Origin of the sequence: Streptococcus oralis (assembly GCF_023109315.1) — a bacterium.
In the GTDB taxonomy this organism is placed as follows: domain Bacteria; phylum Bacillota; class Bacilli; order Lactobacillales; family Streptococcaceae; genus Streptococcus; species Streptococcus oralis_BS.
This window is the reverse complement of the sequence record NZ_JALDUF010000004.1, coordinates 191,243-203,934: the sequence shown is the minus strand read 5'-3', so window position 1 is coordinate 203,934 and position 12,692 is coordinate 191,243. Positions and strand designations below refer to the sequence as shown.

The window sequence follows — 12,692 nt, the reverse complement described above, 5'->3', positions numbered from 1 at the left end:
GTACGAAAGCAGCTGCTTGACGACGTGCATGCAAATCACCACGTTTACCTAGAGTAATCATTTTTTCAACAGTTTTATTCTTGCTATTGCGCTAGCATCTATTATTTTCCGAACGATTGAACTTATCTGCAAGCAAACAGAAATTGTCAGCTTTAAAGATTCTCTTCGTGGCTTTCAAAGTGATTTGATCGGAAAGATCTTTGTAACAGTTCTTGTTAAATCATTATTACTTTTTCTATGGGGTCTAATATGGGCGCTGTCCATTATGACTTTCACCTTCGGGGTATTAATCTATGTACTGATGTGGTACATCGTAGTAGCTAATGGAGGAATTGAACACTGGGGTATAATAGTTAGTGAATCTTTTGAGCAGCTCCCTAATGCATTTAATAATGAGTACCTGCTAAACAACGGGTTGATCACCGTAGCAATCATTGCAATCATTGTTAGTATTCCCCTCGGTATCATTGGACTATCTATCTACCTGCCTAAATATTATGCATATTCTCAAACAGAGTGGGTTCTTTACGATCAGATTACTGAGAGACGTTATGCAGGGCCGCTTGGAGTTATTCGCGAGAGTAAATCATTGATGAAAGGCTACAAGTGGAAACGTTTCTGTTAGAAAAATAGATAAGTTATCTGGTTCCACCTTTTCCTTTAGCATCTCACGCCGGACAAGATCCTGCGAAATCACAAGCGTCCTACGACCAAAATGATTTTGTAATTTTTTAGCTAGGCTGGTTTCCCCAAAACCGGAATTACCCCGAATGATGACTAGTTGCGCCATTAGTCAATCTCCTTCACCAAACGATTGTACTCGCGCTTGATACAACGGTTCATGACGATATGATTGCGACCTGTCGCCCTCAAAAGCTCTTCCGCCTCTTGACTTTGAAGTCCCAACTGCGCCCAAAAAATCTTAGCATCTGTCTCAATAAAATCACGCGCCACACCCGGTAAAAATTCGCTCAGCCGAAAGACATTGACAATATCCACGGAAACAGGAATATCCTGTAAACGCGCATAAGCCGTCTCGCCTAAAATCTTTTGACCCACTAACTTGGGATTGACCGGAATGATCTAATAATCCAGCTCCTGCATGACCCTTGAAATACGATTGCTAGCCGTTTCTTCGCGGTCAGAAAGTCCAACTACTGCAATCACTTTACTCGTCTCCAAATAGGTCTGAATCATGTAATCACTAGGATTTTGAAATTCGTACATAAAACGCCTCACTTATTTCCTTATGACCAGTATAGCATTTTTTGAAAAAGGAGGTAAAGATTGGAGCTGGGATTTTTTTAGTAACGAATCAGCAAATAGAACCGCTATTTATGATATAATGGTTAAGTAGATAAAAATATAATAATCTTACCAGCGACAAAAATAACTGCTAACATCAAAGGAATATAATGAAAAAATTTTTTAATTTATTGACAAACTTAACGATTATAGCCGGTATCCTCATCATCAGTTACCCTGTTATTAGCCAAATTTATTACAATTACCAGACCAAACAAGAGGTTAAGGACTTTGATTCGTCTGCACAAAAATTAACTTCTGAAGACGTGACGGAACGGATAAAACTAGCTACTGCTTACAACCGCTCTTTACAAAATTTGACAATAACAGATCCCTATACCAAAGAAGAAAACGCTAAAGGGCAAGCAGAATATGCTCGAATGCTGACTGTTCATGAAAAAATAGGTAGAATCTCCATTCCTAAAATTGATGTTGACCTGCCTATTTATGCCGGTTCAAGTGAAGAAGTCTTACAAAAAGGGGTGGGGCACCTTGAAGGAACCAGTTTGCCGATTGGTGGTCAGAACACCCACACTGTTCTAACTGCCCACACGGGCTTGCCCAATAATCGCCTTTTTACCGACTTGGATAAAATGAAGGTAGGCGATAAATTTTTCATTCAAAATATCGCTGAAACACTTGCCTACGAGGTTGATTCCATAACGGTGATTGAACCGACTCAATTTGATTCCTTAAATATCGTACCTGACAAAGATTATGTGACTTTGCTGACTTGTACTCCTTATATGATCAATTCACACCGTTTACTTGTGCGAGGCCACCGGATCCCTTACAAACCAAGTGAAGAAAAAGTGAAAAGTCCGATTAGTCATATCTCTATTCCACCGCTTTATCTAGTCGTTTTCGCAATTCTATTCCTCATTTTCATTATTTTGGCTTGGAATAAGTGGAAATCGAAAAAAGCATAGAAAGAGCTATCATGTCAAGAAAAAAGAAAAACAAAAAATGGTTACAACTAAGCCATAAGATACTTACCATTCTGGGTTGCTTGATAATCTGTTATCCCTTTGTCAGTCAGATTTATTACCAATATGTGACTATGCAAGAGACAAAGCAATTTGATGACGAGAAAGGTAAATTAGTTGACCAAGATGTTGAAAATCGTATTGAACTCGCCAAAGCCTATAATAGCACCTTGTCCCCAGAAAAAATAGGAGACCCTTTCTCAAGCAGAAAAAAAGAGGAAGGTGTAGCTGAATATGCTCGCATGTTGCAACTGCAAGAAAAAATTGGTTATGTCACTATCCCTTCTATCAATCAAAAAATTCCCATCCGGGCAGGGTCATCTGAGAATGTCTTGCAAAACGGAGCAGGCCACTTAGAAGGAACCAGCCTACCCGTCGGTGGAGTTAGCACCCATACGGTCATCACCGCCCACAGAGGACTTCCCACAGCCAGACTTTTCACCGACTTGGATAAGGTAAAGGTCGGAGATGTCTTTTACATCACCAATATCAAGGAAACCTTGGCTTATCAGGTAGATAAGATTTTAACCGTTGAGCCTACCGATTTCAAACCAATACTGGTTAAAGAAGACGAAGATCGTGCCACTCTTTTGACTTGCACACCTTATATGATCAATTCTCATCGCCTACTCGTTCAAGGCAAACGCATACCTTTCCACGAAGCTGAAAAGGAGAAAAAAACAAAGATTGACTTTTTTGCCCAATACAAATGGTTTATCCTTCTTGCTACCGGACTCATCCTCCTACTCTTAGGCTATCTACTCTTTAAAATGTTAAGAAAGAAAGGAAAAGAAACATCACTTTCATGAAAAAGAAAAAACAATTACTTGGGCTGAGCCTCCTGTTAATTGGAATTGCGCTCTTCCTCTTTCCTTTTTTATCTATGATTAAAGAGGACATTTGGCAATCCAATGCTCAGCGCACCTATCAGCAGACCAGCGAGGAAACATTCCAAAAACTACGAACAGCCTTAGAACAAACCACTGTCACCGGAGCTATCCAAGATATTTTCCTAACAAAAAAAGAGACCGACGCCAAGCAAAAAACGCCCTACTCAGATCTGCTAGATACCAATCAAGTCGCTGGACGCATGACCATTCCTGCTTTAGGACAGCATTTCGACCTCTATCTTGACGCTGACTATGATAAGCTCCTAAAGGGCGTAGCGACTCTCGTCGGAACATCTGCTCCTCTGGGTATAAAAGGGCAACGACCGATTATCGCAGGACATAGAATTAATTATAATGACGTGTCTTTCTACTTTCTCCCCTCTCTCAAAAAAGGAGATAAAATTTATTTCGATATTCTTGGAAAAAATCTAGAATACGAAGTGACCGATAGCGAGATCATTGATGAATACGAAGGCGAAAAACTTAAACCAATCGAAAATGAAGACATGGTTACGCTCATGACCTGTATGAACGAACCAAGATATGACAAACGGCTCCTTGTCAATGCAAAAAGAGTTGTTTCAGATAGTGAAAAAAAGCAAAATGTATCTACTAATCCCTTGATTCCCTTTGTTAGCAACCAACATATTAAACTTGGTTTCAAATTACAAAGGCTTGCCCCTTATTTGATTGTGATTGTCGGAACAGCAATCTTTCTCTTTTTCAGCAAACGGCTATGGAATATCATAAAAAAACACTGATTCATCAGTGTTTTTTCTCGCTTTTATAAAGCTTATATCCTAGTCCGATTAAAACGACGGCAAATCCTAAAAACCAATAAATGGCTAAGGTTCCCGTTTTGATAATCGGTGTTCTTGGCGTAGTCGGTGGCACCAATGTATTGGTAATCACAGTGCCAGTTTTATCTGCCATGTTTTGATAAGTTGCTGTATAGCCATTAGGAACATCTTCTTCAGCTGTGTAGGTGTAATCTTTCCCTGCCGCATCTGTTTTTTCTAAATTCATAAAGGTATGTTCCCAGTTGTTGCTGTCATTCAGCTCAATTTCATCAATGACTTGCCCATTTTGTTTGAGATGAACAGTGATACTGTTTAGCTTTTTACCTTTCCATTCTTTCCGAACTTTAAAACTCGTCTTGTCTTCTCTCTGTTTTAAAACTTGCTTGGGATAGACATGAACGGCGTCATTTCCTACCGTGAAATAGCTGCCATCGGGTTTTGTCACAGGCAGTTCTACTTCTAATGGAACTGGTGTCGTATCACCCAACATCTGATTTCCTGCTAACTTTGATTTTTCTTTATTGACAACAATATAGTACTTACCTGCCTTCAAACCGCTAAAGATGAGACGACCACCATTTTCAGTTATCTTTGTTTGAACAAGCTCTCCATCCGCCTTATCCTTGTGAATATCAAAGGCAACGCCATCAATGGTTGAGGCCTCACCACCAAAATAATTCTCAATGTCTAAAGGTTGTCCAGAATAACTATCTTTTCCTCCACCTTTGGGCCAACCATTCAAATCTTTTAACTTAACCAAGGTTAACACAATATCGTAGGTTGCATCTGACGAGGCTTGATTTTCCTGAGATGAGACGGTTGTAAATGGCCGCAAAGCTACCAAAATAACAATGGCCGTAAGTATGGATAGCAGACTGCTCAATATACTTTTTCTTGTCATAGTATCCTCCTAAAACATAGCACTTGCACTCTTCACTAGGATATTCAACTCTTTTAAATACCCTAGTGAAGAGGTAAGGATTGTCCTTACTTCTTCATTTTATTACTTAGCTGAACGACGTTTCGCAATGAAACCTAAACCAACAACCAAGACACCCGCTGCAATCACGAGAGCAGAACCGATACCACCTGTTTGTGGAATTGTTACCTTGTTGTTGTTAACTTGGTTAATTCTACCTGTGTAAGTTGTTGAAGAGATGGTGAACTCAACTGGTTGTTGCAACAAAGCATAACCATTTGGTGCTTCAACTTCGACCAATTTGTACTTAGTTTCACCAGTGGTGTTGGCATCTCCTTTTTTACCATAAGGAAGCCCCTTAACTTCAAAAGTACCATCAGAAGCTGAAGTGAAGACTTTCGCACCTGCATTAACAGCAGCCTTAGCATCTGTAGCTTCAATCCACTCGTTTTTCGCAATAGTTGTTGCGGTTGCATCAGTCACTTTCAAATATTTGCCTTCTGCATTTGTAACAACAAACTTAGCCCCTGCAAGTTTAGCTGATGTCGCTTTGTCAATTTTTTCAAACTTAGCACCACCAGTGTGGAGTTCTGGAGTTTCATTAGGTTTAACTTCTTTTGTTGAATCTGGGTTAGTACCATAAGTCAACTTAACATCATTGGGGTTGGCTGCACCCATAACTGCTTCTTCATTGATGACTGCGTCATAAGTAATAGTGATAACATCTTTTGGAGATAGTGTTTTGATGTAATCTTCTTTGAAGGCAACATTGATTGCTGCGGCTTTTGTACCAGCTACAGACGTACCATCAGTTGAATAGTTAGAAGGATCTACAACAGTGTCACCTTTTTTTACAACAAGTTTACCTGTGTAAGTCAAACCTGCTGAGAACTTATCGGTGAATTTTAAAACTTTATAGTCTTTAATACCTTCTGGCATTGTAGAAGTGACCTTGAAGGTCTTTGTTTCACCAACAAGAGCAGTATCGTGTTTAGCGTCTTCGCTAACTACTTTGTCAATACTTGGTTTGTCAACGGTATTTTTGGGATAAACATGAACAGCGTCAGTACCAGTTGTGTACCATCCACCTGTAGCCTTAAAGACTGGAAGATTGATTTCCACAGGAACAGCAGCTGAGTTAGCCAATTGTTCATCTGAAGTAAGTGTTGATTTTGCTTTGTTTTCAACGATATAGTATTTACCAGCTTTGAGACCAGTAAATGTAACAGTACCATCAGCTCCTGTTGCTGCTCCAGCTACATGAGTACCTGTTGGAGTGTCTTTGTAGACATCAAACCAAACATTTGCCAATGTTTTAGCTCCAGAACCAAAATAGTCTGTCACATTCAATTTTTGACCAGTGTAATCTTCATTGTTTACACCAGTTTGTTTTGGCCAACCTGTCAAGTCTGACAGTTTAACCTTTGTCAAAACAACATCGTAGGTATCGTTTTCGCCAGGTGCGTTGTCTTGCGCAAAAGCTTTAACTGCTCCAAATGCTAAAAGCACGATACTAAGAGCTGCTAAGAACGAGAGGAAATATCGTTTTACGTTTTTCATTGTTTTGCCTCCTAAAAAGCCTTTCTGTTTTTTTGCATATAATGTAAAATTACTGCCAATGTTAATGTTAAAGTTCCCATCAAGATATATGGTAGGATACCTGAGCCACCTGTGTTTGGATAAGTCGGGTTCACCTTGTTTTTCACCGTCAGGGTTGCCGTTTCACTGATATTTGTATCTGTAAAGGTAACTTTCTTTTCAGAGGCATTACTGATTTCCAAATAATACTTTGGAACAACCTCCTCGATGTAGTAGGTGTAGTACTTACCGGTGGTCTTATCCTTAGGTGGGTAGCGTTTTGTAGCTTCCCATAGATATGGAGTTGTTGCAGTTCGTTCCAACTGAATTTTCTCAACAAGCTCTCCATTTTGAGTTTGCCCGTCCGTTGTCCGGTACAACTTAACCTCTAGTTTCTTCGGTAGCTGGTCATTGGCAATCGGATTGCTGTCCTTGTCATACCAGAGTTTCTGGATCTTGATTGACGGATACCTCGTGTTGGTGATGACAAAGCCATTTTGAGCGTCACCACTGTAATCGACATCATATTCAGGCGGAATCTCCTTTTCCCTGACCACGTATTTAAAGTCGGTGATTTTCTTCTCTGCTGCTTCTTTTTGTAATAATTTAGCGGCAGATTCTTCATCTGGTAGCGGACTAAAGGTATCTTTCCAGTTATTGTTTTCAGAGAGCTCTTTTTCTTCTTTAAGCTTTTCTCTTGCAACACCGTCTTCCTTCCAAGTCGCGTAGAGCTGTGCCGTTATTTTAGAATGTGTTGTTTCAGTGTCACGCCACTTCTTCTCAACCGGAATGGTAATCCGCTTGTTAACCCTGTTGGTAACTGCATTGGACTCACCAAAGTTTGGTCCGTTATTATACTTCACTTGGAAAGTATTGATAGCAATCTTGCCACCGATATTATTATCCTTATCATAAGCCGGAACTTTCATATCAAGAAGAGCATGGAGCAAGTTATCTTGAGGAATAACAGTGCCCGTTTTAGAAACAATCTTGATTGCGGTGACATCCTCCCAGTGAGTTGGAGTATTTGTCCAATTTGGACTATTCATCTCCGTAGCGGCGTTCATGCTCGGATATTTATCTGTCCGGTAATAAATATCAAACTGATTTGTTACGTCGTTTCCTGCCATTTCCAGCTTGACCGGTCCAGTCAAAGTATTGGAGAAGGCCGTACTCTCGGTTCCCTTCGTTCTACCATCACCGACATGGGGAAGAACATCATAAAACTCAACTTTAGTCAAAGATTCATTGATATAATTTTGAATTTGTAGGTCATATTGGAAGTGACCTGAATTAGTCGTTACACCACTATAATCTGTTTCAATCTCAGCTTTGGTGAAAGACCTGCCATAGTACAAAGCTCCACCTTCAACCAGTGGTTCTATACTACGGATATATTTGAAACTTTGTCGACTTGATACTGTATTCCCCAAAACTTTTGAAGTTGTTTTTAAGATTTTATCTGTCGTTTCGCCATTCATGTTGATATCTTTGTCGTCATCCACAATCTGACCCGAATCTGCTTGAATAGCACTTGGGAACGGTTCCCCATTGTCTTGGTAGAAATAAAGTTCATTATTGTTGTTAAAAGTTGTTGTCTCCGATGTTGATTTAATGATTTCATCGTTAATGACAAAATTCTTTAATTTAAAGCTGTAACCCGTACCATTATTTAAGTCTTTTACTAAACCTGATTTTAGCCTTATCTTTATAGCTGTACGACCCGTACCACCATAGTTTTCAATGACTGAAAATTTATCAATCATGCTCAGATTTGCTAGCCCGATTGCTTCAAGCATATCTTCTGCTTTTGTTGTGTCTACACCTGATGCAATACTAACCCCCTTAGGAAGAAGATCAACAAGCGTTGGATTCTTTAGATAGCGCGCTTTGGAAAGATTTTCTAACCCTAGACTTATTGCAAAGGTCAAAGATTCTCCTACTAAACCTGCTTTACCTGCTTGGTCAGTCGTTTTTGAAAGTTTAATCTTTTCTTGAAACGGTACGAATTGCTTACTCCATTTAGCGGATGTATTAATTGAAACATCTTGATTTTTAAAGTTCGTTACTTTAGCATCAAGGCTTACCACATTTTCAATGTTTTTTTCAGGAGAGTAGGAAACATGATAAGGGTCTTTGAAAGCCATATAGACGAAACCATCAATGTACTTTCCAACTGGTAATTCATATCCGTTAATAAAGTGGATAGTTATTTTAGTGTATTTTGGAGTGACAGCCGGCGCTTCCGATTCTGTCATTTCTCCATTTTGGATCTTTTGGGCAGCGGCATTTAGCTCATTTTGTGCTTCTTCATTAATCTGCTGTCCTGGCTTAAAAGTATCATAATTACCATCGCTCTTATAGGCACGGATTTCTATCTTGTCATTACTGATAGGAACATCCCCTGTTGAACCTCTTTCAAAGAAAGAACTGACACTAGTCAAATAAAGCCTTTTGTCGAATTTACTAGCATCTTCAGTCAGCACAATTTCTTTAAGTGGTTTTGACAGTTTATTTTCTACCTTAACTGTATAGTCTAGTCGCTGTGCATAAAGTCCCAGCACATCATAGTTTACTGTTTCATGTTCTGTTCTTTTTGCAAGAATCCCTGTTCCATCAAAATTGTCCGCAATGAGATTAAAAGTGATGTTGTCACTGGCAGTATATTGCTCATTTGATGATGGGTTAAAAGGAGTTGCTGTGATTTCTGCCTGATTTGTAAAATCAGGTTTGTCTCCATTATCCTTTTTGTATTGAGCATCTGGGAAAGACAGGTACAATGTAGCCTTGCTGACATCAATATTATGACGGAAATCTGTATCAAATTCACTTTCTGAAAAAGTCTTTGTATAGGTGACTGTCCCATCACCGTTATCTGTCCAATCCGGATTCAGACTCGGATCAAATTTAGCGGTAACCTGATGACCATGACTATCTATATAAGTTGGCAACTTGTCCTTGATGACAACTTTTTGCATCATCCGCTGCTGACCTGAGTTTGGCTGTACAGTGTAAGTAAAATTAAATGCTATTGGTTCTGCGCCTGTTTCAGAAATCCTAGTTGAATCCCCAATCTTAGCCGTCCCACCGTAGAAAAGTTGACCATCTTGATCGCTAACACCAACCACCTTCCTTAGGTTCATATCTGGATAGGTTGGAGTATACTCTTTATCCGTTGCCGTAGCTAAAATGTTCCCTTTCTTATTCTTTAGCGTAACTTTAGGTTGCAGTTTATAGTCTTTTGGAACTAGACCCTTAGTGAATCTGAAAACATAGGGCATGCTGATTTGAGCGGTTGAAGAGATCGGATTGAAATAAACACGAAAAATAGTTTTGTCGTTTTTCTTAATCAGTTCTGTATTTTTCACCAGACCCGGGTCAGCTGCATTCCCGCTCTTAGCGTCTCCTATGGCAATATCCTCTATATAAGCGTTGGTCTCTAACACCTTTCCTTTTGGATACAAAGCTGTTGGAATCTCAATATCTAGGTAAGCCCCCTCTAACGGTGTTGAGGAGCCTATCGTAGAGCCATCAATGTTAACGTAAGAGGTAATTGCTTCACCTGTTCGATAGGCTGACGGAGGGTTGGGAGTTATTGTTACTTTAGGAGCACCTGATATTGCCGTTGGCGTAGGAGGAGGGCCCGGTGGTAATGCATCGTCATCATCTTCTGATGTAGTCGCAGCTGGAGTTGTTTGACTCGTTGAGCTGCTACTTTCTTGACTAGAACTACTAGGGGTTTCCTGACTCACGTTGACAGTGCTTTTCTGAGTTTCACTACTAGAACTTTCCGAGCCTTCTTTTTTGGCAGTTTCAGCAGGATTACTTACTAGAGCAGAAGACGGGCTGGTCTGTTCTTGTGCGAAAGCAAGAGAAACACCACTCACTCCTTGTAAAATTGTGTTCATAAGCAGAATCAGAACTAAAAATATACTGCCTTTTTTCTTCATTGCCTCTCCTTTTCTAAAATTATTTCACCTTCCGGATGAAATTCATTTCTGTATGGAAGTTATGCTATTCCCTCTAGGACCTTGATTTAACGAAGCCCAAAAGAAAATCCCAACAAATGAGAGTCCCTCATGGTGTTTGTTAGCTGAAACAAGTTAACGCTTTCTTACACACTGGACACTTTCAATCATTGGTTGTGTTACATACTTATACAAGTGTGAAATCTTGATAAATATAACTCTAATTGCATTTTAGCACATTTATTTAATTAAGACAAGTCAAAAAAATTTAATCTTCAAATTATTTCTATATAATAAAAACGCCTGCTTACGAAGTTGTTCTTAAACAAAAAAACAATTTCGTAAACAAGCGTCTACCCTATCAAATGATGATGAGTGTTCCCGCTAGGACCGAAGTCCCAGCGGTAGACCAGAGCTAGACTAAGAGCACAAGACTCCATCATCATAACACTCAACAAAATTGATGATTTTATACTAATTCGATGATCGCCATTGGCGCAGCATCCCCACGGCGTGGTTCAGTTTTAAGGATACGAGTGTATCCACCGTTACGTTCAGCATAACGAGGTGCGATTTCTGAGAACAATTTTTGAAGTGCTGTAGTAGAAGTGTACTTATCAGTTGCTTCATCATAGTTTTCAGATGCGATTTCATTACGTACGAAAGCAGCTGCTTGACGACGTGCATGCAAATCACCACGTTTACCTAGAGTAATCATTTTTTCAACAGTTTTACGGATTTCTTTAGCACGAGCTTCAGTTGTCACGATTGATTCGTTGATCAAAAGGTCAGTTGTCAAATCGCGAAGCATTGCTTTACGTTGTGAGCTAGTGCGTCCTAGTTTACGGTAAGCCATGTATTCCTCCTTTATTTATCTTTTAATCCAAGACCCAAGTCAATGAGTTTGAATTTCACTTCTTCCAAACTCTTGCGTCCAAGATTTCGTACTTTCATCATCTCTGCTTCAGATTTTTCTGTCAAATCATGCACCGTATTGATACCGGCACGTTTCAAACAGTTATATGAACGCACAGACAAGTCCAGTTCCTCAATCGTACGATCCAAAATACGGTCATCCGATTCAGTATCAGCTTCTTTCATCACTTCTGCAGATTTAGCAATCTCTGTAAGATTTGTAAACAAATCAAGATGTTCTGTCAAGATACGTGCTGAAAGCCCTAAAGCATCTTCTGGAATAATTGTTCCATTAGTCAAGATTTCAAGGGTTAATTTGTCAAATCCATCATTGCTACCTACACGAGCAGGTTCAACTTGATAGTTGACTTTTGTAACTGGTGTATAAATAGAATCTACAGCAAGTGTTCCAACTGGTGCATTATCTTTTTTGTTTTCATCAGCAGGTACATATCCACGACCACTGTTAACAGTCATTGTCGCTTTTAGGGAAGAACCTTCACCGATTGTAAAGAGATAATGATCTGGATTTACAATCTCAATATCACTGTCAGTCAAAATATCTCCAGCTGTAATTTCAGCAGGACCTTCAACGTCAAGTTCAATGATTTTTTCGTCTTCAACGTATGATTTCACTGCAATCCCTTTAATGTTCAGAATGATTTGCATCACGTCTTCACGAACACCTGGAACTGTGTCGAACTCATGCAAGACACCTTCAATATTGATAGATGTCACTGCTGCTCCTGGTAGAGAAGCTAGTAGTACACGACGAAGAGAGTTACCAAGAGTTGTCCCGTAGCCACGTTCAAGTGGTTCGATTACAAACTTGCCATAATCTTTATTTTCATCAATTTTTGTTATATTTGGTTTTTCAAACTCAATCATTTAGTTACTCCCTCTTAAACGAAAAGCAGTGTAATGCGATGATTATACACGGCGACGTTTTGGAGGACGAGCACCATTGTGTGGCACTGGAGTCACATCACGAATTGCTGTTACTTCAAGACCAGCGGCAGCAAGCGCACGAATAGCTGACTCACGACCAGAACCTGGACCTTTTACAGTAACTTCAACTGATTTAAGACCGTGTTCTTGTGCAGATTTAGCAGCAGCTTCTGAAGCCATTTGAGCAGCGAATGGTGTAGATTTACGAGAACCTTTGAAACCAAGAGCACCAGCTGATGACCAAGCAATTGCATTACCATGCACATCAGTAATCATAACAATAGTGTTATTAAATGTAGCGTGAATATGAGCAATACCAGATTCGATATTCTTTTTCACACGACGTTTACGTGTTGGTTTAGCCAAGACTTTTACCTCCTATA

Annotated in this window: 10 protein-coding genes and 3 pseudogenes; 4 read left to right on the top strand and 9 right to left on the bottom strand. The window is 39.6% G+C overall.

All coding sequences use genetic code 11. From position 1 onward, the window contains the following. A pseudogene (locus M1F74_RS06810) lies at window positions 1–76 on the bottom strand (50S ribosomal protein L17); the annotation flags it as partial. Between M1F74_RS06810 and M1F74_RS06805 the strand changes: the two are divergent. After that, window positions 77–625, top strand: coding sequence for a DUF975 family protein (locus tag M1F74_RS06805; RefSeq protein ID WP_348771763.1), 549 nt, complete (start codon window positions 77–79; stop codon window positions 623–625). On the opposite strand, the pseudogene M1F74_RS06800 reads toward M1F74_RS06805, so the two are convergent. Together M1F74_RS06800 and M1F74_RS06795 are read right to left on the bottom strand one after the other, a co-directional pair. Then, a pseudogene (locus tag M1F74_RS06800) lies at window positions 614–790 on the bottom strand (kinase); the annotation flags it as partial. The gene M1F74_RS06805 and the pseudogene M1F74_RS06800 overlap by 12 nt on opposite strands. Beyond that, window positions 790–1,227 (bottom strand): annotated as a pseudogene (locus M1F74_RS06795) (CoA-binding protein). The pseudogenes M1F74_RS06800 and M1F74_RS06795, both read right to left, overlap by 1 nt. A 188-nt stretch (window positions 1,228–1,415) precedes the next feature. Between M1F74_RS06795 and M1F74_RS06790 the strand changes: the two are divergent. The 3 genes from M1F74_RS06790 to M1F74_RS06780 are packed head-to-tail and all read left to right on the top strand — an operon-like array spanning window position 1,416 to window position 3,942. Next, window positions 1,416–2,234 (top strand): class C sortase, encoded by an 819-nt coding sequence (locus tag M1F74_RS06790; protein ID WP_000713118.1) that lies wholly within the window; start codon window positions 1,416–1,418, stop codon window positions 2,232–2,234. A gap of 11 nt (window positions 2,235–2,245) precedes the next feature. Beyond that, complete coding sequence (locus M1F74_RS06785) at window positions 2,246–3,100, top strand: class C sortase (RefSeq protein ID WP_247946640.1); 855 nt, start codon at window positions 2,246–2,248, stop codon at window positions 3,098–3,100. Further along, window positions 3,097–3,942 (top strand): class C sortase, encoded by an 846-nt coding sequence (locus tag M1F74_RS06780; protein WP_000727545.1) that lies wholly within the window; start codon window positions 3,097–3,099, stop codon window positions 3,940–3,942. The genes M1F74_RS06785 and M1F74_RS06780 overlap by 4 nt, the downstream gene beginning before the upstream one ends. Window positions 3,943–3,946: 4 nt before the next feature. On the opposite strand, the gene M1F74_RS06775 is transcribed toward M1F74_RS06780, so the two are convergent. The 6 genes from M1F74_RS06775 to rpsK all read right to left on the bottom strand — a co-directional run bounded on the left by M1F74_RS06775 (window position 3,947) and on the right by rpsK (window position 12,675). Next, window positions 3,947–4,882 carry a Cna B-type domain-containing protein gene (locus tag M1F74_RS06775; protein WP_247946639.1) on the bottom strand — a complete coding sequence of 312 codons (936 nt, stop codon included), beginning with the start codon at window positions 4,880–4,882 and terminating at the stop codon, window positions 3,947–3,949. 102 nt (window positions 4,883–4,984) lie between these two features. After that, window positions 4,985–6,460: a SpaH/EbpB family LPXTG-anchored major pilin gene (locus M1F74_RS06770; protein ID WP_247946638.1), complete on the bottom strand. Its 1,476-nt coding sequence runs from the start codon at window positions 6,458–6,460 to the stop codon at window positions 4,985–4,987. An 11-nt stretch (window positions 6,461–6,471) separates the two neighbouring features. Next, window positions 6,472–10,428, bottom strand: a complete 3,957-nt coding sequence (locus tag M1F74_RS06765; protein WP_009729692.1) for a Cna B-type domain-containing protein — start codon at window positions 10,426–10,428, stop codon at window positions 6,472–6,474. 487 nt (window positions 10,429–10,915) lie between these two features. Beyond that, window positions 10,916–11,302 (bottom strand): 50S ribosomal protein L17, encoded by a 387-nt coding sequence (gene rplQ, locus M1F74_RS06760; protein WP_000331493.1) that lies wholly within the window; start codon window positions 11,300–11,302, stop codon window positions 10,916–10,918. 11 nt (window positions 11,303–11,313) lie between these two features. Beyond that, a complete protein-coding gene (locus M1F74_RS06755; RefSeq protein ID WP_247946637.1) occupies window positions 11,314–12,249 on the bottom strand; it encodes a DNA-directed RNA polymerase subunit alpha in 936 nt (311 codons plus the stop codon). A gap of 42 nt (window positions 12,250–12,291) precedes the next feature. Beyond that, complete coding sequence (gene rpsK, locus M1F74_RS06750; RefSeq protein WP_001118385.1) at window positions 12,292–12,675, bottom strand: 30S ribosomal protein S11; 384 nt, start codon at window positions 12,673–12,675, stop codon at window positions 12,292–12,294. Window positions 12,676–12,692 lie beyond the last annotated feature (17 nt).